Genomic DNA, 21,656 nt, shown 5'->3' on the forward strand with positions numbered 1-21,656 from the left:
TCATGGCGTAATCCGCCGTATTTTGACCCTTTGATTGTAGCGCTGCCGAAGCGAGCGCGGAATGATGAAGGTGGCGATGGCGACGGCGAAAACCGTGGCCGCAACCACCCACAGGGCATTGGACTGCAGCGTGGCGCCCAGAATGGCGCCGCAGATTGCGCCGCTGATCATGCCGAGCCAGGGCACGATCTGAATGCCCCAGTCGAGGCTCCGTTCGCCCAGAAGAAAACGGCCAATGCCGCGGCCGAAGCGGGAAAGAGCGCCTGTCACATAGGTAAGCCCGATCGGTAGTCCCTCTATATGTTCGACGGCGGCGTTGACCATTCCCATGGCGAAAACGACGAGATAAAATTGCGCGAGAGCGGAAGCCTCGCCGCCGAGCAGCGCGGCAATGACCACCAGCGATCCCACCGCCATCAGGACGGCAAAGATGCGCCGGTCGAACTTATGCGCCACCACGATGCCGCCGGCATTGCCCGCCACGAAGGCGATGATCGCGAAAAGCAGTTTTGCGGCATGGGAATAGAGGCCGGCCTCCACCGAAACGGCGGCGCGCGTGGTGTTGCCGGTCATGAAGGACACGAAGTCGCCTGAAATATGCAAGCCCACGGCATCCGTCATGCCGGCGATGAAGGAAATGGCGGCAACCAGCGCAATTCCAGTTCCGGTCCGCCTTGCTCTGATGATACTGCGACGTCTTTGTCTGGTCATGGTAAGAGCTCGATATGGAAAAACAGCATGCCCGTGCAGAGGGCCGTGTTATCCTATGTCTAGAATGCCGGGCGGTGCGTTTGCAATCGTTCTGGAGGCGCTCGGAAGCTTCTATTTTGTCTAGACAAATATAAAATCCCTGCCTACCATGCCTCAAATAAAGCGAAAAATAACATCGCACAAAAATAAATCAAAAGGGGTTCAGATCATGAGAAAAACGTGGGTTCTCGCCACCATTGCAGCGCTCGTCTCATCCGCTTCAGCCTATGCCGAGACGTCGGTAACGATCGGCATGTCCGGCTGGACTGGTTTTGCGCCGCTGACGCTTGCCAAGCAGGCCGGCATTTTCGAAAAGAATGGCCTGAAGGTCGATATCAAGAAGATACCGCAGGCCAGCCGGCATCTGGCCCTTGCTTCTGGTGATATCCAGTGTGCCGCCACCACGGTGGAGACATGGATCGCGTGGAATGCCAATGGTGTGAAATCCACGCAGATTTTCCAGATGGACAAGTCTCACGGCGCCGATGGCATTGCGGTGCGCAGCGATGTCTCGAAGATCACGGATCTCAAGGGCAAGACGGTTGCAGCGTCTGCGCCGGGCACGTCCCCTTATTTCTTCCTTGCCTGGATTCTCAAGGAGAATGGTCTGACGCTCAAAGACGTCAAAGTCGTCAACCTTGAGCCGGGACCGGCCGCGCAGGCATTTGTCGCCGGTCAGAACGATGCGGCCATGACCTATGAGCCCTATCTCTCCACAGTGCGCGCCGCGCCCGACAAGGGCAAAATCCTTGCGACGACGCTGGATTACCCCGCCGTCATGGATACGTTCGGCTGCACGCCGGATTTCCTGAAGGCCAATCCGCAGGCGGCGAAAGCCCTGGCGGACAGCTATTTCCAGGCTCTCGACCTCATCAAGTCCGACCCCGAAAAGTCCTATGAGACGATGGGAGCGGATGTGAAGCAGGCGGGCGAGGCTTTTGCCGCTTCGGCAAAGTTCCTCGAATGGCAGGACAAGGCCGCCAACCAGAAATTTTTCGAGGGTGAATTTAAGACCTTCTCTGAAAAATCGGCCGATCTGCTGCTGGAAATCGGCGTGATAAAGTCGAAACCCGATCTTTCGACACTCGCGGATACCTCCTTCATCAAGTGACAGAAAAAGGCGGCCGCATTCCCTGCGGGGAATATTGCGGCCAAAGATAAGTGAGAGCGTCGATTGTACGTCACGAAAGGCGCACGGCGTTCTGATGGCGCGGCGAAAATGCCGCGCCGGTTTTCCGGACAGGCGACAGATGCAACCTCTTCAACCCATCAGGAACAGTACGAGAATTGCTCTCGGGATTCTGTTCTTCGTGCTGTTTTTCTCCGCCTGGGGCTTTGCCACGCTGGGCGGTTTCGTGTCGCCGACCTTTCTGGCCGACCCCATCACCATGCTGAAGGACGGCATCTATCTCCTGACCGATCAGGGTTTTGCCAGCGATATCGGCATGACGATCTGGCGCGTGGTGGGCGGTTTCGTACTGGCATCGGTCGTCGCCGTGCCTGTTGGCATCGCCATGGGAGCTTATAAGCCCATCGAGGCGCTACTTGAGCCCTTCGTCTCCTTCGCGCGCTATCTGCCGGCTTCCGCCTTCGTGCCGCTGCTCATTCTCTGGGCCGGCATCGGCGAGATGCAGAAGCTGCTGGTTATCTTCATAGGTGCGGTGTTCCAGATCATCCTGATGGTGGCCGTAGCGGTTGCCGGCACGCGCCGGGATCTGGTGGAGGCAGCCTATACGCTGGGCGCGAAGGACCGGGGCGTGGTGCGCCGTGTCCTCATTCCCGCCAATGCGCCCGATATTGCCGAAATCCTCCGCCTTGTCCTTGGCTGGGCCTGGACCTATGTCATCGTGGCGGAACTGATCGGCGCTTCCTCGGGGATTGGCTATATGATCATCAACAGCCAGGCGCTGATGGCGACCGGCCAGATCATCTTCGGCATCATCGTCATCGGCATTATCGGCCTCATTTCCGATTTCGCGTTCAAATCGCTGAACCGGAAGCTTTTCGCCTGGAGGCTTGCCTGATGAGCGAACTCATTATCAAGGGCGTCAGCCGCACCTTTCCCGGCGTTCAGGGCGGGCAGCCGACGCTGGCCTTGCAGCCGACGAATCTGGAAATCCCCCGCAATGATTTCGTCACCATCCTCGGCCCGTCGGGATGCGGGAAATCAACCCTGCTGCGCATCATCGCCGGTCTCGACCGCCCGACGACGGGTGAGGTCCTTCTCTCCGGCAAGGCGGTGACGGGCCCGGGGGCGGATCGCGGCATGGTGTTCCAGTCCTATACGCTGTTTCCCTGGCTGACGATCCGCGAAAACGTCGCCTTCGGCCTGCGCGAACGCGGCGTGGCCGAGAAGGAAAAATGGGAGATTGTCGATAGCTATATCGACAAAGTCGGCCTGCGCGGCTTCGAAAACCATTGGCCGAAACAATTGTCCGGCGGCATGCAGCAGAGGACGGCCATTGCCCGCGCTCTGGCGAACGGCCCGAAAATCCTGCTGCTCGATGAGCCTTTCGGCGCTCTCGACAACCAGACGCGTGGGCTGATGCAGGAATTGCTGCTCGGTATCTGGGAGCGGGAGCAGAAGACGGTCATTTTCGTCACCCATGATATCGAGGAGGCGGTCTTCATGGCGTCGCGTGTGGTGACCATGTCCGCAAGGCCGGGCCGTATCAAGTCGATCACACCGGTCGACCTGCCGCATCCGCGCCACTACACCGTCAAGGCCAGCCCGGAATTTTCGCAGCTGCGCGCCAAGCTTACGGAGGAAATACGCAGCGAGGCGATTGCCGCCGCTGCCCATGGATAGTTGATCCGGCAAAGGGGAGGATGGAAGCATCGGGATGAGGAGCACAGACGCCGATCTTCAGGAGAAATCGCTACACGAGCGCATCCGCAATGATGTCGAGCGCCACATCATGTCGGGCGAATGGCCGCCGGGTTATCGTATTCCCTTCGAACACGAGATGACCCGGCAATATGCCTGTTCGCGCATGACGGTGAACAAGGCTCTCGGCGAACTGGTGCAGCGGGGCCTGATTGAAAGACGCCGGCGTCTCGGCACTTTCGTTCGCCAGCCCCATGCGCAATCGGCCGTGCTGGAGATCCATGACATTGAACGGGAGGTGCAGGCGCTCGGTCTCGTTTACGGTTATCGTCTCGACAAGCGACATCTGCGCCCTGCAGGGGAAAAAGACGGCGCAGCCATGGCCCTTGCGGCCGATGCCCCGGTTCTGGAACTCACCTGCACGCATTTTGCCGGCGGCGTTCCCTTTTGCCTTGAAGAACGCATCATCAATACCACCGCCGTTCCTGACGCCGAATTTGCGGATTTTTCGCAGGTTGGGCCAGGAACGTGGCTGCTGAAGATGGTGCCCTGGAGCGCTGCCGAACATCGGATCAGCGCCGTTTCCGCCGACCGTAAAAATGCGATGGCGCTGGGTATCGCTTCCGGTGCGGCCTGTCTGGTCATTGATCGGCGGACCTGGCATGGGGCGGATCATATTACCCGCGTCCGGGTCACCTATCCCGGCGATCGACATGCGCTCATTGCGCAGTTTTCACCCTCACAGAACAGCTGAAGACCGTCGATCGGTCAATTTTTTGTAAAGAAGAGTTTACGGGTCGTCTTTTGGCAATATAATAGTTGTCAAAAGAACTCAGGTTTATTATCGGAACGTCAAGCTTTCACGACGGCATCCGTTGATGGCCCCGGTTTAAAATCCGGTCAATCTGCGGATGAGTTCATCGACGGAAATCCGGGATAAAAATTATGTCAGCTGAGACCTCAACTTCCTCCGCATCTTTCAACAGGGCAAATACAACACGGCATCTCTCCCTTGCCATGGCTGTCACCTTGCTGGCCGGCTTAAGCGCCGGCGCGGTTTTCGCTCAGACGGCATCGGAAACCCAGATACAGCCGGCACCGCAAACGGAAGCGGCTCAGCCCGCCCAACCGGCCGCTAGCGCACCATCGCAGCCCCCGTCAACTGAACCCGCACAGGCCCAGCCTGCACCCACACAGCCCGCGACAGATACCGCGCCGCAGCCGACGCAGCCCGCGCAGACGAACCAGACGGCCGCGCCGAATGAAGCCGCGACCCCGATAGAGCCTGTCAGCGCTGCGCCAGCAAGCGCCGAACATCGCGCGGATATCCCGCATAACCTGTCTCCATGGGGCATGTTCATGGCGGCGGACTGGGTCGTGAAGGGCGTGATGATCGGTCTTGCCTTCGCATCGCTGGTCACCTGGACGGTCTGGGTAGCAAAATCAATTGAGCTTGCGGGTGCGCGGGTGCGCGCCGGCGCGACGCTCAAGGTCATTCGCAGGGCAAAAACCTTGAACGAGGCCACCGAGGCCGTCGAGAAGAAGGGCGGCCCGGCAGCGCTGATGTTGCGTATGGCGACCCATGAAATGCAGCTTTCCGACGCGGTGGTGGAACACACGGATGGCGGCGGCATCAAGGAACGTGTCTCTTCGGCGCTGTCGCGTATCGAAACCCATGCGGGTCGCCGTATGTCGCGCGGAACGGGCGTTCTGGCGACCATCGGTTCCACCGCCCCCTTTGTCGGCCTGTTCGGCACCGTCTGGGGCATCATGAACTCTTTCATCAGCATTTCGGAATCGCAGACCACCAATCTCGCCGTTGTCGCGCCGGGCATTGCCGAAGCGCTCCTCGCCACCGCCATCGGTCTCGTCGCCGCTATTCCGGCTGTTGTGATCTACAACGTCTTCGCCCGCTCCATCACCGGATACCGCCACCTGCTGGCGGATGCTGCCGCCGGTGTGGAACGCCTCGTCAGCCGCGACCTCGATTTCCGCCGCATTCCGCCGGGCAGTGCGAGCAAGCCCGCCGTGTCGCTGGTTGGACGGTGATCGGTCATGGCTGGCGGCATTCGCGAAAATAGCGGAGACGATCTCTCCGAAAACCACGAGATCAACGTCACGCCCTTCATCGACGTGATGCTTGTTCTGCTCATCATCTTCATGGTGGCCGCACCGCTCGCCACCGTTGATGTGAATGTCGATCTGCCGGCATCCACCGCCAAACCGGCGGAGCGCCCGGAAGAGCCGCTTTATCTGACTGTCAAGGACGATCTGTCGCTCAATCTCGGCAATGATGCGGTTGCCCGCGAAGCATTGGCGGCAGCGATCGACCGGCAGACGGGTGGCAAGAAGGATACGCGCATCTTCCTGCGCGCCGATAAAGCGGTTGATTATGGTCACTTCATGGAAATCATGAACCTGCTGAGAGATGCCGGCTATCTGAAGATCGCCCTTGTAGGGCTGGAAAATGCGGCTGCCGCATCGCAGCCTGCTGCCGCTGGCCAACCAGCAGCGCCGGCGGGGCAGGGAACCGCGCCATGAGTGAAAACGGCTATCCGCAGGCTCGGCATTCCCGTCTCGGGGAAGTGACGCTGTGGTCTGCCGCGGCGGTGCTCATGCTGAGCGTTCATGCGGGGTTTGCCTATTATCTGATGCAGGAGCCCGAGGAGCTGGATGCCGGCGGGCCGCCGCCTGCCGCGATCATGATCGAAATGGCGGCGATACCGGAAGCCGTCAACACCGAAGAAACGACGCAGGCGCAGGATGTCGAAGACGCCGAAGAGGTAAAGAGCGACAGCAGCGAACCGGTGGAGGAAGCAGCCCCCGAAGAGCCGCCGCCACCGGAGCCGGTGGCGGAAACGCCGCCGCCAGAGCCCGTGCAGCCACCGGAACCGCCGGTCGAGGAGATCGTCGAACCGCAGGAAATTCCCGAGCCGGTGGAGCCGATCGATCCCGTCCAGGAGCAGATGATGGCGGAACTCGAAAATGTCGAGGTTCCCTTGCCCGTGATACGGCCTCCGCCGCCACCTGTCGAAAAGAAGGTGGAAAAGAAAGAGCCGGAAGAGAAAAAGAAGGTCGAGCGCCAGCGTCCCAAACCGCAACAGGCATCGGAACTGCGTGAAACGGCGAAGGCAGAAGCCCAGCAGTCCGACCGGACGGCGGCATCGCGCAGCAATGCCGGCTTTTTCTCGTCCTCGTCCGCCTCGCCGGCGAAATGGGGATCGAAGGTCCGTTCGCATATTCAACGGCGCAAGCCCCGGTCGCTGCGCAGTGATGCTATGACGGCGACGGTTCGCTTCAGGGTCAATGATGCTGGCGCCATCAGCGGGGTCAGCGTTGTGCAGTCCACAGGCGATTCCTCGATCGACCAGCAGATTACGGCATGGATTCAGAGCGCCTCACCCGTGCCTGCTCCGCCTCCGGACGCAAACAAAACGATCACATTGCCGATCAGCATCCGCTAGGCCGCCCGCTTAAGTCACCCCTTGGGTATGTTCACTATTCCTCGCGCGCGGCCCGGTTTGGGCGTGAATAACATTTCGCGAATGTTTTTGATGGTGTAGGTCTTGTTGACTTCACAAGCAGAGGCATTCCGGAATGAAATTCTCAATCGCAGAGGCGGAGGATCTCGTATCCTCTATCTTTGAGCGCAACGGCGTTCTGCCGCAAAATGCCCGTTCGGTGGCGAAGGCGCTTGTCGCCTCCGAGGCGGCTGGCCAGAGCGGACACGGTTTTCGTCGCATCCCCGTCTATGTCCGCCAGGCGCGGGTTGGAAAGGTTGATGGCAAGGCGCGTCCGGTGGCGACGCGCGTGAAGCCGGGTGTGCTCTCCATCGACGCCAATTACGGTTATGCCTATCCGGCGATCGATTGCGCCCTTGAGGAATTGCCTGAAATGGCCCGGCAGCAGGGCATCGCGCTCGCCGCGATCCACCGCTCCCATCATGCCGGTGTTATGGCGCTGACCGTCGAGCGGCTCGCCGAAATGGGTCTTGTCGCGCTCATGTTCGCCAACGCGCCCGCATCCATGGCGCCCTGGGGCGGCAGTAAACCGCTTTATGGAACCAATCCAATCGCCTTCGCCACCCCCGTCGGCGGCGCCGATCCGCTGGTCATCGATCTCGCGCTCTCCAAGGTCGCGCGCGGGAAGATCATGGCCGCCCGCCAGAAGGGTGAAACGATCCCCGGCGACTGGGCGCTCGACAGAAACGGCCGGCCGACGACCGATCCCGAAGAGGCCATAGAGGGTACTATGGTGCCCGCAGGTGAGGCCAAGGGGGCTGCGCTGGCGTTGATGGTAGAGATCATGGCCGCCGCGATTACCGGCGGGAATTTCGCATTCCAGGCTTCTTCGCTTCTGGACGACAAGGGCGCTCCGCCCTCCCTCGGCCACACGATCATCGCCATTGACCCGGTATCGTCGGGCGGCGCGGCCTTTACCGAGCGGCTGGCGCTTATCGCCGGCGAGATCGAAAAACAAGAAAATGTGCGTCTGCCCGGTCGTCGCAGTCAGGGTATTCGCAAACAGGCGCTGGAAAGTGGCATCGTGATCGAAAGCGATATTCTGGCCGAAATTCAATCGCTCTAAAGTCCCCACAATAATAAAACCCGGCGGGTCGAATAGGACCCGCCGGGCAAACCGTAAATGGCTGCTTTGCATCTGCGTCGATAGGGCGGGACATCATGTCCAGCCCACCTTTGGTCCGCCATCCCGCCATTGATATGGAAGGATTTTGACGCAGAAAGCCGCTCATTCGGTTTTCAGCTTACGGGAGGGGACGTTCGCGTAAGCTTGGACTTGAGCAGGTGGTGACTACGCTTCCTGTTCGATCAGGCCGCGCAGCAGTGCGATGCTGACGGCATTCAGCAGATTGGCCGCGCCCAGCCTTTGGCGCACGCGTTCAAGAGTATCCTTCACGTCCGCTTCGTCCGCACCTGTAATCAAGGCGACGTGGGAGGGATGCTTGCCTCTCGCCACCAGCCCGAGATATTGCCGCTCACGCTCCGAAAGGATGATTTCGCGTGTCTGGCGATGTTCATGCGGCGTATTTGAAGACATTTCTTTCAGCCTCAAAAGAGATTGACCTTCCCGGGGCACGATCAGGCAATGATTCATTCCCCGAAACCAGCTCGCTAACCGCTCTGTCTAGACGCGAACAGAAACGTTAGTTTCGCCAATAGGTTTCATCTGGCATCGGGAATTATGCAGTAAAAAGCCGCTTTCGCAGCCAGCCGATCCCGGCGCGGAGCTCCCAAGCTCTGGAATGTTTTTCGCCACACCCTAGGGATATGCGGCGCTCTAATAGGCGATGTACTACGCCGATAGAATAACATCTCGCGCCAAGTTTTTCGTTTTATTGTTATGTTTCGGCACATATTGCGATGAGAGGCGACATATTTCTCAAAATTAAATGCGTCATTCCGAAATATTGATACCGTAAACATGTATCATCCGGTGGAATGATGCGCGTGTTTCTTGCGAATGTCCGTCGGTGTTGCCCCGAACCAGCGGGAAACGGAACGCGAAAACGCACCTGGCGTCGAATAGCCAAGCCTGTAACTGATGTCGGATACCGGAAGATCGCTTTCCACGAGGAGTTTAAAACCGGCGTTTTTGCGAATGGCATCCTTTATCTCGTTGAGATTGGTGCCGAGCTCAGCGAGCCGCCGTTGAAAACTCCGTTCCGACAGGTTGAAATAGGGAGCGATCTCGCTGAGCGAAAGCTCGGCATCCGAGAGCCGCATCTGCATATACCGCTTCACCTGGTCGATGAAATGGGTCGCATCCGCCGATGTCTCCGGTCGCAACATGCGGCATTGCAGATTCATCAGTTCGAACAGCCGCTCATCCGTATTCGGATTGACCACATCGAGAAGCGATACCGGAAGACGCATGGTATGGATCGGCTGGGAAAAACTGACGCGCCGGGTCATTTTTTCTTTAAATAGCTGAATATTATTCGGTTTCGGCCGCTCCAGACCGATCTCGATCTGGTTGATACGATCTCCGAGAATATCACGGAGGCGCTGTACCAGGACGGCGAGCGATAAATCCACATATTGATCGCGTTTGGCAATCACCGGTGCGAAGGACCATGACAGGGTTACCTGCGTGGCATCCGTTACCATGGTGAAATTGCTGTTGTTGGTGGCGTAATAGACATGGTCCTGAAGAAAGCGCAGGAAGGCCCGTACCGTCGGCGCGCTGATCAGGCCATATCCGAACGCGCCGGATGCGCCCGCTGGAAAGGCGGAGGCGCATTGCAGGCCAAAGGCGTCGTCACCGGAAATCAGTGCGCAGGTTTCGAGCAGACGGGAAAATCTATCGAGGCTGATGCGTTCCGTCAGGCTGCTGAATGTGGCGGGATCAATATCAAGAGCCTTGCAGATGGGAGTGATATCGATGCCCCGTGACCGGGCATAATTGCTGACGCCGGCAGCCAGACCGGCCACCACACTTATCTCGTCACTGACCCTTTTTTCAGGCATCCCTCGCCTTGGCGTACCATGTTTGGAAATTGTCGCCTGATGGTAAGCCCTGAGACAGCGTTTGTCGAGCAGCCCGGCTGCGGGATTCTAAGTACGGCTGAAGCCGACACTCTGCTGCAATAGCCGCAGGATGGTTTTGCCGGCATCTTCGATTGCGCCGCTATTATCGACGGTCGTCACGTCGAAGTCGCCGACGACCGTCAGGGAACTGCGTTCCAGCCGTCGGAGAATATCTTCCCGGCTTTCCCGTCCGCGCTGCTCCAGCCGCCTTGCCAGCACGTCCGGCTGTGCGACGATGTTCACGACCTTGAGACGGGAAAAGGCGGTGCCGAAATGGGGCAGGGCGGAACGTGATCCGTTGGCGATGACCACGTCTCCCGCGTCGAGATGATGATAGACGACAGCCGGGATTCCGTATTTCAGCCCATGTGCCTCCCAGGAAACCGCGAAGGCGCCTGCATCTTTCAGGCGGTTGAATTCGTGCATCGAAACGGCATCGTGATTTTCACCGCCCGCGTCGCCGCTGCGGGTAATGACGCGACGCGTGAAGTGGAAACCCGGCCGGCCGGAAAGCTGGGTCGCCGCATAATCCATCAGCGTGTCCTTGCCGGCCCCGCTCGGGCCGACAACCACGATCATCGTACCGGGCGATTGTTCGCGCCGGTTATCCTGCCCATCGTCGGTCATGCCACGCGCTTGCCCTGACGCCAGACGGAACGGGCGACCGGCACGCCATCCTCGCGGTGAACCCGGACCAGATCGGCCCGCAATCCCGTCGCAATACGACCGCGATCAAGTAGGCCAACCGTCCGGGCGGGCGTGGCGGTGACCATGCGCAGCGCTTCCGGCAGGGTGATGGCTTCCACCTGGTCGGCAAGCAGGAACGGTGCGAAGAGCAGGCTGAACGGCACGTAGTCGGAAGAAAGAACATCCAGCACGCCGATCTCGGCGAGATCGCGGGCGGCGATATTACCGGAATGGGACTTGCCGCGAACGATGTTCGGCGCACCCATCAGCACGCTCATGCCGGCGCTGTGCGAGGCTTTTGCGGCTTCGACGCTGGTCGGGAATTCCGCCAGCTTCACGCCGTGGCCGATCGCTTCGCCTACATGTGCTTCGGTGGCGTCGTCATGGCTCGCAACGGTGATGCCGCGTTCGGCGCAGCGGGCGGCCAGATAATCGCGGTGCTTGGTGGAATATTCCGCTGACGCGGCCTGCCGGCGCCGCACGAATTCGGCGAAGGCCTCGTCGCTCAATCCGCGCTTCTTCTGATAATAGAAGATATACTGATCCATGGACTGGAACTGGCGCTGACCCGGGGAGTGGTCCATCAACGAAATCAGCCGCACGCGCGGATCCGTTTCGAAGTCTTCGAAATGGTCCAGTACGTCGGCAGACGCCACTTCGCAGCGCAGATGCAGCAGGTGGTCTGCGCGCAGGCGGTTCTGATCCGCCGCAGCCTCAATGGCGTCAGCCATTTCCCGCATTTCGCCCTTCTCGAAACCGCCATCCTCATCCGAACCAAGCCGCAGGCAGTCGAACACGGTGGTGATGCCGGAGGCGGCCACCTGCGCGTCATGCGCCTGAATGGCGGCAATCTTGTCCCAGATCACGCCGGGACGCGGCGAATAATGCTGTTCCAGATGGTCGGTATGCAGTTCCACCAGACCGGGGATCAGAAAGTCACCTTCAAGGTCTTCGCCGGTTTTGGAAGCGCCCTCGCTGATATCGGCAATCTTGCCGTCACGGATCAGGACGGATCCCAGAATAATATCGTCTTCCAGAACGATACGGGCATTGGAAAGGGCGTGCTCGGTCATGGGGTCGCATCTTTCTTTGGTGGCTGGCCAAGGGGGTGCCAGCTATGAACGGTAAAGGGTGCGCCGCGCGTTTCTTCAATGAACAAAGCGAGGCCGGAAATAGTGAGAGGCTTGTCAACGAATTCGGAAAACCGCGCCGACAGCACCTCTTGCATGGCGGGCTGTTCGGTTTCATCGATGCGGCCGGTCAGCGTCATGTGAAAACGGAAATCATCCATGACATGCGGATAACCCCAGAGCGACAGATTTTGCCGCTGGCTTTCCGTCAGCATCTGTGGCCGCCGACGGGCAATATCGGTCTCGGAGAGGGGTGCACGAAACCGGTCGAAATGATCGACGATCTCGGCGGCAAAATCCTGCAGCGGCTGATAGGTGCGGTCCGGGACCAGTGCGTAAAAGGGCCCTAGCGCACCGACAACCACCCGCGGAATTTCGAAGGCGGACTGGCTGGCTGCGAAATCTTCGAAGGCCGAGAGCAGCTCCGCTTCGCTGTATTTTTCGGCAAGTTCGAAAGGAGCCTTCAGCGTCGCATGGAAACCATAACGGCGAGGCTCCTCCGTCATGTCGGCATAGTCGTCGTGCTCGTCATGCAATGTGCCGGAAAATGCATTGCGGCCCAGCCATCGTGACGCTGCCTCGGTCAACGGATGATCTTTAGCCGGAGAAAAATAGATGGCGTAGCGCACGGCAAGCACTCTTCAGTGTCATGGGAAACCAGGGATGAGAAGCTATTTGGCGTGACTCGCCCGCTTCCCGCAAGGTCAGGAGTGCGAGGTAATCGGTTTCCGTGACAGAATGATGATGCGGAGGAAAAAAAGCGCATTCGAAATGCGGCAAATCTTCAGAATATGCCGAGGACTCAGAAGGACATGATGAGGCGGTGCGGCTGGCAGAAATAAGGACTGCGCGAGTGTCCTGATGGGATGACGAACGTCGTTGCGACTTTCGTCATCCCGCCCCATTAAGGCTTAGTGCTGTGTTTTGCCGATCAGGCGCGAACGCAGTGAGTTAGAGATATGGTCGAACAGGAAAACGACCAGGAGGATAAGCAGAACCATATAGGCGACCTTGTCCCAGTCGGCATTGGTGCCCATTGCTTCCAGCAGTTTAAGACCAATGCCGCCCGCACCCACCGCACCGATGATGGTGGCGGAGCGCGTGTTGCTTTCCCAGAAATAAAGCGATTGCGAAATGAAGACCGGCAGAACCTGCGGCAGCACGCCGAAACGATTGACCGCGATTGGGGACGCACCGACCGACTTGACGCCCTCGCGCTGCTTGTCGTCGACATTCTCAAGCGCTTCGGCATAGACCTTACCCAACGCTCCGGTATCGGTGAAGAAGATCGCGGCAATGCCGGGGATCGGTCCGGGGCCGAAACTGCGAGTGAAGAACAGCGCCCAGATCAGCATGTCGATTGAGCGCAGGAAGTCGAACAGGCGCTTCATGCCCCAATTTGCGGCCTTGTTAGCGGTAATGTTGCGGGCGGCGATAAAGGCGAGCGGCAGGGCGACGACTGTGCCGAACAGCGTGCCGACAAAGGCCATGACCAGCGTCTGCATCAGCTTGGAAAGAATATCGGCATGTTGCCAGACGCTGTTGTCGAGGAAATCATCGACCATGTGGCCGATATTGGAGCGCTCGGGATCGAGCCTCTCCCCCCACAATGCGAGAGCGGCGAGTTCGCCATAACCCTTGCCCCAGAATTCCGATTTGGTGTCGAACAGGAAGTTCGCCCATCCGAGGAAGCGGCGCTGCACATAGACCTGGCTGGTGCGGATTTCCGCCTGACCGGCAAAACCGTAATGCACGAGGACCTTCTTGCCGTCCTGCTGGATTTCGTCGGGCAGGCCCTGTGGTGCGACCGCTGCATCGTCATTGATGAAAACAGGGTAGCTCTTGCCGTCGACATAAACATCCACCCGTGTCGGCGTTACGTCGAGGCGGTTGTCCGAGCCCGCATAGACGACGCTATAGCCGCCATCCGGCAAAGGCTGCAGCCAGTCGATCTTTGCATTTGTCGGATATTGACCGCGGCTCGACCATTGCGGCTGAACCTTGCCGTCTTCGAAACGAAGGCGCGGCTGGGCGCGCCAGGAGTACCAGTCCTGAATATAGCTCGAGGCGCGATCCCAGCGGCCCTGCATGAAAGCCGGACCGACATTGAAAAAGAAAAAGCAGCCGATGAGATAGGCAGTGACGGCGAGAAGGCCGACGAGCAGACCATATCGCTGCATGAAACTGCGGTTGAACACCTGCGGATGTGCAGCCGTCAATCTTTCGCGGTCGGCGGTGTTGAGAATGAAGCTGGACGACATCAGGCCGCTCCCCGTCCGAATTCGAAGGATTGCTGGCCGATCAGCCTGCGGCGCAGCCAGCTGGAAAACTGGTCTACGGCGATGATGGTGATCAGCAGAAGGATGATGATGGCATAGGTTTTCGACGCATGATCGTTGCCAATCGACAGCCGAAAGACCTCACCGATGCCGCCGCCGCCGACCGCACCGATGATGGTGGAGGCGCGTACGTTGATTTCGGCGCGCAGCAAGGCGTAGGAAACGAAATTGGGCAGAACCTGCGGCACGATGGCGAAACGCACCCGCTCCAGCCAGTTGGCGCCGGCGGCGCGCAGACCTTCATCCGGCTTCATGTCGGCATTTTCCACCACTTCGAAGAAGAGCTTGCCTAGCGCACCGATCGTGTGGACCGAAATCGCGATGATCGCCGCGATCGGACCGATCGACAGGATGGCGGTGAGCAGCCCGGCGACGACGATTTCCGGAAAGGCGCGCAGCACTTCCATCGCCCGGCGCACCACCCAGCGCACGAGGCCGGCGCCGACGAGATTGGTGGAGGCGAAGAAGCAGAGCACGAAGGCAAAACCCGTGCCGATGATTGTCGAGACCAGTGCAATATTGAGCGTGATGATCAGCTGGTAGATGAAGTGCGGTATGTAGAAACCATCGGTGATGTAAACGCGGTCCGCGACATAGTTGTATTTCAGCGAACCATCCGCATAGGGCGACGGTAGGTCGAACATCGCACGGAAGATTTCCAGCGGACTATCGGGCACGAAGGTCTTCATGAAATCGAAGAAATAGGGCAGGCGCTCGAAGAATTTGCCGGAATTGGCCGCATTGGCGAAATTCAGCGAGGCGGCGAGGATGGCGAGAAAGATCACGAGCGAAATGACGGTATAGATCCGCCGTGTCGCGAGCTGCTGTTGATAGTGGCGCATGACCGTCTGGGACGATGCGTTCAACCTCTCGGGCGAGAGGGTACCATGGTGCAGTGTGGTCGCCATGCCGCTTTTCCTTTATTGGCAAAAGCGGCGGCGCCGCAAGGCACCGCCGCTTCCGGATATGATCTGAGGATCAGCCGCCGATAACGGACTTACGGGCGTCGATGATCGTCTGGTAGAAGGACGGGTCGACCTTGATGTAGGCGGTGTTCTTGCCCTGGGTGAAACCCTGGAAGCAGGCGAGGTCCTTCTTCGGCAGTTCCATGAAGAAGTTCTCGACCTTCTGCTTCATCGCGTCGCCGAGCTTGTTGGTGACCATGAGCGGGCCGTTCGGGATCAGCGGCGACTTCCAGACTTCGACGATATCGTCCATGTCGAGGTTGCCCTTCTTGACCATCTGGTAGAGGTTGCCGGCCGTGTAGCCTTCTTCCCACTTGCCGACGCCCGAACCGAAGGTGGTGCCGACGTCGAACTTCTTGTCGAGAACGGCGAGAACGAGGTTCTCATGGCCGCCGCCAAAACCGGTTTCGGAGAAGTATTCCTTGACCGGAACGCCGGTTTCCTTCGGAATAGCCACGTTCGGAACGAGGAAGCCGGAGGTGGAGTCAGGGTCGGCGAAGCCGATCTTCTTGCCCTTGGCGTCTGCCAGCGTCTTGATGCCGCTGTCCTTGCGGGCAACCATGATCGTGTAATAACCGGTCGAACCGTCAGCGCCAGCCGTGGTCAGGATCGGGTCGACTGCCTTCGGATCGGCCAGAGCGATCTTGGCGTAGGAGGAAGCGCCCATGGAGGCGATGTCGATGGTGCCGCCGAGCAGACCCTGGATGACACCGTTATAGTCCGGCGACGGGAAAACCTGAACTTCGGAAACGCCGGTTGCAGCCTTGAGGCCATCGGCAACGCACTTGGTGTTGCGGATCTGGTCGGCTTCGTTTTCGGAACCGTCGAGACCGATGCGCAGAACCTTGACGTCCTGAGCCATGGCGGAACCGGCCAGAACGCCAAGGGCGACTGCCGAAAGAAGGACTTTCTTCAACATGGACTTTCTCCTGTTTCCCGGCGAGCCGGAGTTTGTTGTGAAGTATCGGCCCTTGACGCGGGCGCAAACGATGCTGAGCGGTTCCTCAGAGCCCGGCGAGAGCGAGCGGTTCGGGGCCGGCAGATTGCTGCACCGGACGCGCGGCAAGCTGCGCGCCGGGAATGTTGATGCTGGTCGAGGTCATGGTCTCGTCGATGCCGGAGCCTTGAGAATCGGTTCCGTAAATCTCTGTAACGGCCGCAGCCGTCAGTTCGGCGGGCGTTCCGTCGAAGACGACGCGGCCCTGAGACATGCCGATGATGCGCTCGCAATAATTGCGTGCCGTATCCAGCGTATGCAGGTTGGTGATGACGGTGATGCCTTCGCGCTCATTGATGTCGCGCAGCGCGTCCATGACGATCTTGGCGTTCAGCGGGTCAAGCGAAGCAATCGGTTCGTCCGCCAGCACCATCTTCGGAGACTGCATCAGCGCGCGGGCGATGGCGACACGCTGCTGCTGACCGCCGGAAAGCGTGCCCGCCGCCTGCATGGCCACATGTTCGATGCCCAGCCGCTCCAGCGCGGCGATCGCCATCAGGCGCTCTTCATGGGTGAAGATGTTGAACAGGCTAAGCGCCGTCGAACGGTGGTTGAGGCGGCCGAGCATGACATTGGTCAGCACGTCGAGGCGCGGCACCAGATTGAACTGCTGGAAGATCATGGCGCAGTCGCGCTGCCAGTTGCGGAGCGCCGCACCTTTCAACGCCGAAACTTCCGTGTCGTTGAAATGAATGGAACCCGAGGAGGGATCGACGAGGCGGTTGATCATGCGCAGCAGCGTCGATTTTCCCGCACCCGAGCGTCCGATCACGCCGACCATCTGACCCTGCGGTATCTCGACATCAACGGAATCGACCGCAGTGTGGTTGCCGAAACGGCGCGTGACTTGCTTCAGGTGAAAGCTCATTTCCCCGTCCAATCTTCTTTTGACGGGGTTCGACGTAACAGCGGCGCGTGAAGTGGGGATGTCAGTTTGATGAATAAAATATTACAGATTTCCCCGGACTTGGCGTCCGCCTGTTCGCCGACGAAGCTCTCGGGAGGCATGTCAGGGCGTTGAAATTCGCCGGTATTTTAAAGTGTATCGACAAAAATCCCGGGGTTTCGCCCCGGGATTTGCACTTGCCTTGCCAGAGGTGAGATTTCACCCGCCATATTTCGCAACGAAATCCTCGGCGTCCAGGTTGCGGAAATCGTCGAGAGCGACGCGCAATGTTGCGTGATCCCAATCCCACCACTTCAGATCATCCATTTGCCGGCCCAGCTCGGTCGGGAAGCGTTCCCGGATCAGCCGTGCGGGCACGCCGCCGACAATGGTATAGGGCGCAACGTCTTTCGAGACGACTGCACCCGCCCCGATCACCGCGCCGTTCCCAACTGTGACGCCGGGCAGGATCGTTGCGCCATGGCCGATCCAGACATCGTGGCCGATCACCACGCGTTTGGCGCGGCGGGCGGCAAAGAAGTCCGTTTCATCCCCGGCGTCGTCCCAATAGCTGTGAGCACGATAGGTGAAATGATGCAGCGTCGCCCGCTGCATCGGGTGATTGGTAGCGTTGATCCGGACGGAAGCGGCGATATTGACGAATTTGCCGATGGTGGCGCACCAGATCGCACCATCCTGCATGACATAGGAGTAGTCGCCCATCTCGACTTCCTCGATGCGGCAGCGTTCCGAGATTTCGGTGTAGCGGCCGATCGAGGAATTGGTGACGCGTGCGCTTTCGTGGATGACGGGTTCGAGACCGACTTTCACGCTCATGCTGCGGCCTTCCGGGGGGAGAATTGCGAAACGTCGAGAATTCGGTCGGCCACGGCTTCGCGCACCTCTTCGTCGTGGAAGATGCCGAGCAGCGCCGTGCCCTTTTCTTTTTTCTCGCGGATCATGTCCACCACAACGCGCCGGTTGGTGGCGTCGAGCGAAGCCGTCGGCTCATCGAGAAGCAGGATTGCATGATCGGTGATGAAACCGCGCGCGATGTTGACGCGCTGCTGCTCACCGCCCGAAAAGGTTGCCGGCGGCAGTGACCATAGTTCCCGCGGCAGGTTGAGCTTCGAAAGCAGCGCGGCCGCCTGCTCGCGCGCCTCCTCAGTGGCAACCTTGCGCGCCAGAAGCGGCTCGGCAACCACGTCGATGGCCGCGACACGCGGCACGGTGCGCAGGAACTGGCTGACATAACCGATGGTGTGGTGGCGGATATCGAGAATCTTGCGCGGGGAGGCATTGCCGATATCGACGACCTCACCCTCATGGCGGATGAGAATCTGCCCGCTGTCGATGGCGTAATTGCCATAGAGCATTTTCAGGATCGAGCTTTTGCCGATGCCCGAAGGACCGCCGAGCACGACACATTCGCCGCTGCAGACTGAGAAATTGACGTCGCGGACGACAGGCAGCTCGATGCCGTCGCGAAGATGCATGGTGAAGCTTTTGAAGACTTCCGAAACGATGAGAGGCGTCGTCATGGTGGGTTCTTTCTTCCTGCGCGTGATTTTATCCGAAAACCGGGGACCACTTTTCGGAATCACGCGGCTAGACCTGCAAAATGGAGGAAACAAGCAATTGCGTGTAGGGCTCGCGTGGATCGTCCAGCACCCGGTCGGTCAGGCCGTGCTCGATGACATCGCCGCCCTTCATCACCATCATGCGGTGAGACAGCAGCCGTGCGACTGCGAGATCATGGGTGACGACGACAACGGCGAGACCGAGATCATTGACGAGGCCGCGGACCAGATCGAGCAGACGCGCCTGCACGGAGACATCGAGGCCACCGGTCGGCTCATCCATGAAGACGAGGCGCGGCGAGGTGACGAGGTTGCGGGCAATCTGCAGGCGCTGGCGCATCCCACCCGAGAAGGCGCGGGGCTGGTCGTCAATACGGTCGGTGCCGATTTCCACCCGCTCCAGCCATTCGCTGGCCGATTGCCTGATATTGCCGTAATGCCTGTTGCCGACAGCCATCAGCCGCTCGCCGACATTGGCGCCGGCCGAAACCGCCATGCGCAGTCCATCCGCCGGGTTCTGGTGCACGAAACCCCAGTCGGTCCGCATCAGGAAACGCCGTTCGGCCTCGCCCATATGGTAGAGATCACGCACCGAGCCGTCGCGCATGCGATATTCCACGCTGCCGGCCGTTGGCATGAGCCGGGTGGAAATGCAGTTGAGCAGTGTCGTCTTGCCGGAACCGGATTCGCCGACAATGGCCAGAACCTCACCCGGGTAAAGCTCGAAGGAGACGTTGCGGCAACCGGCGCGGTCGCCATAATATTTGGAGACGTCCCTGACTTTCAAAAGCGGTGCGTCGGTCATTCTGCAGCCTCCTTCACATCCGCCAGTAGATGGCCCTTGTGGCCATGGGCGCGGCGGTCCTCGCAATGGTCGGTATCGGAGCAGACGAACATCCGCCCGCCCTTGTCGTCCAGCACTACCTCGTCCAGATAGACATTCTCGCCACCGCACAGCGCGCAGGGCTTGTCAAAGCGCTGGATCTCGAACGGATGGTCCTCGAAATCGAGGCTGACGACGTCCGTATAGGGCGGCACGGCATAGATGCGTTTTTCGCGGCCGGCGCCGAACAGCTGCAATGCGTCCGAGAGATGCATTTTCGGATTATCGAATTTCGGGGTCGGGGATGGATCCATAACATAACGCCCGGCAACCTTCACCGGATAGGCGTAGGTGGTGGAGATGCGACCGTTGCGGGCGATGTCCTCGTAAAGCTTGACATGCATCAGGCCATATTCTTCCAGCGCGTGCATGACGCGGGTTTCGGTCTCGCGCGGCTCGAGGAAACGCAAGGGCTCGGGGATAGGAACCTGATAGACCAGAACCTGGCCCGAATGCAGCTCCTCTTCCGGAATACGGTGCCGCGTCTGGATGATGGTCGCATCCTTCGTGCGGGTGGTGACGGCAACATTTGCCACCTTCTGGAAGAAGGCGCGAATGGAGACGGCGTTGGTGGTGTCGTCGGCGCCCTGGTCGATCACCTTGAGCACATCGTCGGGACCGAGGATGGAGGCGGTCAGCTGCACGCCGCCGGTGCCCCAGCCATAGGGCATGGGCATTTCGCGGGAAGCGAAGGGGACCTGATAACCGGGAATGGCGATGGCTTTCAGGATCGCCCGGCGGATCATCCGCTTGGTCTGTTCGTCCAGATAGGCGAAGTTGTAGGCGGCCAGCCCGTCGTCAAATGAAACTTCTTTAAGCATTGCGCGTTAGCCTTGTGAAAAAAGGAGTACAAGCTCATGGAGATTGGAATTCTTGCAGCCGTGTTCTTTGCTGTCTTTGCAGCATCGACCGTCTTTTGCGCCCTTTGGTTTGGTGAGCAGGGCAGCCGCTGAGCTATTCGGCCGCATCGCCCATCCACTCCGCGCCATCGGCGTTGATCGCCTCGAAATCGGCACGCATTTTCCTGACCAGACCAAGTTCGGCCTGAAAATCCACGTAGTGCGGCAATTTCAGATGTTCGACGAAGCCTGTCGCCTGCACGTTGTCGGCATGTGAGATGACAAATTCCTCGTCCTGCGCGGGGGCGACGACATCCTCGCCGAATTCGCCCGCACGCAGCGCCCGGTCGACCAGCGACATGGCCATCGCCTTGCGTTCGCTCTGGCCGAACACCAGACCGTAACCGCGGGTGAATTGCGGCGGCGCTTTGGCCGAGCCCTTGAACTGGTTCACCATCTGGCATTCGGTGACCTGGATGTCGCCGAGCGAAACGGAGAAGCCCAGTTCCGGCACGTCCAGTTCGATCTCCACCTCGCCGATGCGGATTTCGCCGACGAAGGGATGCGTGCGGCCGTAACCGCGTTGCGTCGAATAGGCGAGTGCGAGAAGGAAGCCCTCATCGCCGCGCGCCAGCGACTGCAGACGCAGGTCACGCGCCATCGGAAATTCCATCGGCTCCCGCGTCAGGTCGCCGGCAATATGATCATCAGGCATATCGCCGTCGCTTTCGATCAGCCCTTCCTGAGCCAGAATGTCGGAAACGCGCATGACATAATCAGGCTCGCCTTCCCGCTGGGTGGCGGTCTCGACGGCCTCGTCTTCCAAAAGAGTGGGGTCAAGAAGGCGATGGGTATAATCGAAGGTCGGCCCCAGCAATTGTCCGCCGGGCAAATCCTTGTAGGTTGCGGAAACGCGGCGCTGCACCGTCATGCCGGCGGTGTTCACCGGAACCGAATAACCGAAACGCGGCAGCGTGGTGCGGTAGGCGCGCAGCAGGAAGATGGCCTCGATCATGTCGCCGCGCGCCTGCTTGACGGCAAGCGCCGCAAGCGACTGATCATAAAGGGACGCTTCCGCCATCACGCGATCGACGGCGAGCGAAAGCTGCGAAACGATCTGCGCAACGGTCATCGCGGGCAGGTCGCGGTCTCCGCGCCGCTTGTCGGCCAGAAGCCGGTGGGCGTTGGCGATGGCGGTTTCTCCGCCTTTGACAGCAACATACAT

Annotated in this window: 23 protein-coding genes; 8 read left to right on the forward strand and 15 right to left on the reverse strand. The window is 59.6% G+C overall.

What is annotated here, in order from left to right; all coding sequences use genetic code 11:
* The gene (locus tag DA915_RS00495) at nucleotides 1-711 is read right to left on the reverse strand and encodes a YoaK family protein (protein WP_107674772.1); all 711 of its coding nucleotides are present in this window, start codon (nucleotides 709-711) and stop codon (nucleotides 1-3) included.
* 208 nt (nucleotides 712-919) lie between these two features.
* Here DA915_RS00495 and DA915_RS00500 point away from each other — a divergent pair, with 208 nt between their 5' ends.
* From DA915_RS00500 to DA915_RS00535, 8 genes are all read left to right on the forward strand, one after another.
* Nucleotides 920-1,861, forward strand: coding sequence for an ABC transporter substrate-binding protein (locus tag DA915_RS00500; protein WP_060722744.1), 942 nt, complete (start codon nucleotides 920-922; stop codon nucleotides 1,859-1,861).
* 139 nt (nucleotides 1,862-2,000) lie between these two features.
* Nucleotides 2,001-2,774 carry an ABC transporter permease gene (locus tag DA915_RS00505; protein ID WP_020810313.1) on the forward strand — a complete coding sequence of 258 codons (774 nt, stop codon included), beginning with the start codon at nucleotides 2,001-2,003 and terminating at the stop codon, nucleotides 2,772-2,774.
* Nucleotides 2,774-3,559 (forward strand): ABC transporter ATP-binding protein, encoded by a 786-nt coding sequence (locus DA915_RS00510; RefSeq protein ID WP_060722745.1) that lies wholly within the window; start codon nucleotides 2,774-2,776, stop codon nucleotides 3,557-3,559. The genes DA915_RS00505 and DA915_RS00510 overlap by 1 nt, the downstream gene beginning before the upstream one ends.
* A gap of 34 nt (nucleotides 3,560-3,593) precedes the next feature.
* Entirely contained in the window at nucleotides 3,594-4,331 is a 738-nt protein-coding gene (gene hutC / locus DA915_RS00515; protein ID WP_107674775.1) for a histidine utilization repressor, read from the forward strand.
* A 191-nt stretch (nucleotides 4,332-4,522) separates the two neighbouring features.
* The gene (gene exbB / locus DA915_RS00520; RefSeq protein ID WP_192886369.1) at nucleotides 4,523-5,626 is read left to right on the forward strand and encodes a tonB-system energizer ExbB; all 1,104 of its coding nucleotides are present in this window, start codon (nucleotides 4,523-4,525) and stop codon (nucleotides 5,624-5,626) included.
* Nucleotides 5,627-5,632: 6 nt separating this feature from the next.
* Nucleotides 5,633-6,118 carry a TonB system transport protein ExbD gene (gene exbD / locus DA915_RS00525; RefSeq protein ID WP_003507299.1) on the forward strand — a complete coding sequence of 162 codons (486 nt, stop codon included), beginning with the start codon at nucleotides 5,633-5,635 and terminating at the stop codon, nucleotides 6,116-6,118.
* Nucleotides 6,115-7,041: a TonB family protein gene (locus DA915_RS00530; protein WP_003507301.1), complete on the forward strand. Its 927-nt coding sequence runs from the start codon at nucleotides 6,115-6,117 to the stop codon at nucleotides 7,039-7,041. Before exbD ends, DA915_RS00530 begins: the two co-directional genes overlap by 4 nt.
* Before the next feature lie 133 nt (nucleotides 7,042-7,174).
* Nucleotides 7,175-8,164 carry an Ldh family oxidoreductase gene (locus DA915_RS00535; RefSeq protein WP_107674779.1) on the forward strand — a complete coding sequence of 330 codons (990 nt, stop codon included), beginning with the start codon at nucleotides 7,175-7,177 and terminating at the stop codon, nucleotides 8,162-8,164.
* Nucleotides 8,165-8,389: 225 nt separating this feature from the next.
* On the opposite strand, the gene DA915_RS00540 is transcribed toward DA915_RS00535, so the two are convergent.
* The 14 genes from DA915_RS00540 to DA915_RS00605 form a co-directional block, all read right to left on the reverse strand.
* Nucleotides 8,390-8,635: a LuxR C-terminal-related transcriptional regulator gene (locus DA915_RS00540; protein ID WP_003507304.1), complete on the reverse strand. Its 246-nt coding sequence runs from the start codon at nucleotides 8,633-8,635 to the stop codon at nucleotides 8,390-8,392.
* A gap of 389 nt (nucleotides 8,636-9,024) precedes the next feature.
* Complete coding sequence (locus DA915_RS00545) at nucleotides 9,025-10,065, reverse strand: AraC family transcriptional regulator (RefSeq protein WP_035213083.1); 1,041 nt, start codon at nucleotides 10,063-10,065, stop codon at nucleotides 9,025-9,027.
* Between the two features lie 87 nt (nucleotides 10,066-10,152).
* Entirely contained in the window at nucleotides 10,153-10,752 is a 600-nt protein-coding gene (gene phnN, locus DA915_RS00550) for a phosphonate metabolism protein/1,5-bisphosphokinase (PRPP-forming) PhnN (RefSeq protein WP_192886370.1), read from the reverse strand.
* Nucleotides 10,749-11,885, reverse strand: a complete 1,137-nt coding sequence (locus DA915_RS00555; RefSeq protein ID WP_003507308.1) for an alpha-D-ribose 1-methylphosphonate 5-triphosphate diphosphatase — start codon at nucleotides 11,883-11,885, stop codon at nucleotides 10,749-10,751. Before DA915_RS00555 ends, phnN begins: the two co-directional genes overlap by 4 nt.
* Nucleotides 11,882-12,580, reverse strand: a complete 699-nt coding sequence (locus tag DA915_RS00560) for a DUF1045 domain-containing protein (RefSeq protein ID WP_192886371.1) — start codon at nucleotides 12,578-12,580, stop codon at nucleotides 11,882-11,884. The genes DA915_RS00555 and DA915_RS00560 overlap by 4 nt, the downstream gene beginning before the upstream one ends.
* A gap of 273 nt (nucleotides 12,581-12,853) precedes the next feature.
* A complete protein-coding gene (gene phnE / locus DA915_RS00565) occupies nucleotides 12,854-14,203 on the reverse strand; it encodes a phosphonate ABC transporter, permease protein PhnE (RefSeq protein ID WP_107674781.1) in 1,350 nt (449 codons plus the stop codon).
* A complete protein-coding gene (gene phnE / locus DA915_RS00570) occupies nucleotides 14,203-15,189 on the reverse strand; it encodes a phosphonate ABC transporter, permease protein PhnE (RefSeq protein WP_107674783.1) in 987 nt (328 codons plus the stop codon). The genes phnE (DA915_RS00565) and phnE (DA915_RS00570) overlap by 1 nt, the downstream gene beginning before the upstream one ends.
* A 70-nt stretch (nucleotides 15,190-15,259) precedes the next feature.
* The gene (gene phnD / locus DA915_RS00575) at nucleotides 15,260-16,165 is read right to left on the reverse strand and encodes a phosphonate ABC transporter substrate-binding protein (RefSeq protein ID WP_060722755.1); all 906 of its coding nucleotides are present in this window, start codon (nucleotides 16,163-16,165) and stop codon (nucleotides 15,260-15,262) included.
* 85 nt (nucleotides 16,166-16,250) lie between these two features.
* Nucleotides 16,251-17,111, reverse strand: coding sequence for a phosphonate ABC transporter ATP-binding protein (gene phnC, locus DA915_RS00580; protein WP_107674786.1), 861 nt, complete (start codon nucleotides 17,109-17,111; stop codon nucleotides 16,251-16,253).
* Nucleotides 17,112-17,348: 237 nt separating this feature from the next.
* Nucleotides 17,349-17,966: a DapH/DapD/GlmU-related protein gene (locus tag DA915_RS00585; RefSeq protein WP_107674788.1), complete on the reverse strand. Its 618-nt coding sequence runs from the start codon at nucleotides 17,964-17,966 to the stop codon at nucleotides 17,349-17,351.
* Nucleotides 17,963-18,670 carry a phosphonate C-P lyase system protein PhnL gene (gene phnL, locus DA915_RS00590; RefSeq protein ID WP_107674790.1) on the reverse strand — a complete coding sequence of 236 codons (708 nt, stop codon included), beginning with the start codon at nucleotides 18,668-18,670 and terminating at the stop codon, nucleotides 17,963-17,965. The genes DA915_RS00585 and phnL overlap by 4 nt, the downstream gene beginning before the upstream one ends.
* A gap of 67 nt (nucleotides 18,671-18,737) precedes the next feature.
* Nucleotides 18,738-19,514, reverse strand: coding sequence for a phosphonate C-P lyase system protein PhnK (phnK, locus tag DA915_RS00595; RefSeq protein WP_003507323.1), 777 nt, complete (start codon nucleotides 19,512-19,514; stop codon nucleotides 18,738-18,740).
* Nucleotides 19,511-20,413, reverse strand: a complete 903-nt coding sequence (locus DA915_RS00600) for an alpha-D-ribose 1-methylphosphonate 5-phosphate C-P-lyase PhnJ (protein WP_003507325.1) — start codon at nucleotides 20,411-20,413, stop codon at nucleotides 19,511-19,513. The genes phnK and DA915_RS00600 overlap by 4 nt, the downstream gene beginning before the upstream one ends.
* A 133-nt stretch (nucleotides 20,414-20,546) precedes the next feature.
* Nucleotides 20,547-21,656 (reverse strand): carbon-phosphorus lyase complex subunit PhnI, encoded by a 1,110-nt coding sequence (locus tag DA915_RS00605; protein ID WP_107674792.1) that lies wholly within the window; start codon nucleotides 21,654-21,656, stop codon nucleotides 20,547-20,549.

This window comes from Agrobacterium sp. LAD9, from assembly GCF_003031125.1.
Classification (GTDB): domain Bacteria; phylum Pseudomonadota; class Alphaproteobacteria; order Rhizobiales; family Rhizobiaceae; genus Agrobacterium; species Agrobacterium radiobacter.

Coding starts and splice junctions, on each gene's coding strand:
- DA915_RS00495 (WP_107674772.1), bottom strand. CDS start 711: ATGACCAGACAAAGACGTCGCAGTATCATCAGAGCAAGGCGGACCGGA.
- DA915_RS00500 (WP_060722744.1), top strand. CDS start 920: ATGAGAAAAACGTGGGTTCTCGCCACCATTGCAGCGCTCGTCTCATCC.
- DA915_RS00505 (WP_020810313.1), top strand. CDS start 2,001: ATGCAACCTCTTCAACCCATCAGGAACAGTACGAGAATTGCTCTCGGG.
- DA915_RS00510 (WP_060722745.1), top strand. CDS start 2,774: ATGAGCGAACTCATTATCAAGGGCGTCAGCCGCACCTTTCCCGGCGTT.
- hutC (WP_107674775.1), top strand. CDS start 3,594: ATGAGGAGCACAGACGCCGATCTTCAGGAGAAATCGCTACACGAGCGC.
- exbB (WP_192886369.1), top strand. CDS start 4,523: ATGTCAGCTGAGACCTCAACTTCCTCCGCATCTTTCAACAGGGCAAAT.
- exbD (WP_003507299.1), top strand. CDS start 5,633: ATGGCTGGCGGCATTCGCGAAAATAGCGGAGACGATCTCTCCGAAAAC.
- DA915_RS00530 (WP_003507301.1), top strand. CDS start 6,115: ATGAGTGAAAACGGCTATCCGCAGGCTCGGCATTCCCGTCTCGGGGAA.
- DA915_RS00535 (WP_107674779.1), top strand. CDS start 7,175: ATGAAATTCTCAATCGCAGAGGCGGAGGATCTCGTATCCTCTATCTTT.
- DA915_RS00540 (WP_003507304.1), bottom strand. CDS start 8,635: ATGTCTTCAAATACGCCGCATGAACATCGCCAGACACGCGAAATCATC.
- DA915_RS00545 (WP_035213083.1), bottom strand. CDS start 10,065: ATGCCTGAAAAAAGGGTCAGTGACGAGATAAGTGTGGTGGCCGGTCTG.
- phnN (WP_192886370.1), bottom strand. CDS start 10,752: ATGACCGACGATGGGCAGGATAACCGGCGCGAACAATCGCCCGGTACG.
- DA915_RS00555 (WP_003507308.1), bottom strand. CDS start 11,885: ATGACCGAGCACGCCCTTTCCAATGCCCGTATCGTTCTGGAAGACGAT.
- phnE (WP_107674781.1), bottom strand. CDS start 14,203: ATGTCGTCCAGCTTCATTCTCAACACCGCCGACCGCGAAAGATTGACG.
- phnE (WP_107674783.1), bottom strand. CDS start 15,189: ATGGCGACCACACTGCACCATGGTACCCTCTCGCCCGAGAGGTTGAAC.
- phnD (WP_060722755.1), bottom strand. CDS start 16,165: ATGTTGAAGAAAGTCCTTCTTTCGGCAGTCGCCCTTGGCGTTCTGGCC.
- phnC (WP_107674786.1), bottom strand. CDS start 17,111: ATGAGCTTTCACCTGAAGCAAGTCACGCGCCGTTTCGGCAACCACACT.
- DA915_RS00585 (WP_107674788.1), bottom strand. CDS start 17,966: ATGAGCGTGAAAGTCGGTCTCGAACCCGTCATCCACGAAAGCGCACGC.
- phnL (WP_107674790.1), bottom strand. CDS start 18,670: ATGACGACGCCTCTCATCGTTTCGGAAGTCTTCAAAAGCTTCACCATG.
- phnK (WP_003507323.1), bottom strand. CDS start 19,514: ATGACCGACGCACCGCTTTTGAAAGTCAGGGACGTCTCCAAATATTAT.
- DA915_RS00600 (WP_003507325.1), bottom strand. CDS start 20,413: ATGCTTAAAGAAGTTTCATTTGACGACGGGCTGGCCGCCTACAACTTC.
- DA915_RS00605 (WP_107674792.1), bottom strand. CDS start 21,656: ATGTATGTTGCTGTCAAAGGCGGAGAAACCGCCATCGCCAACGCCCAC.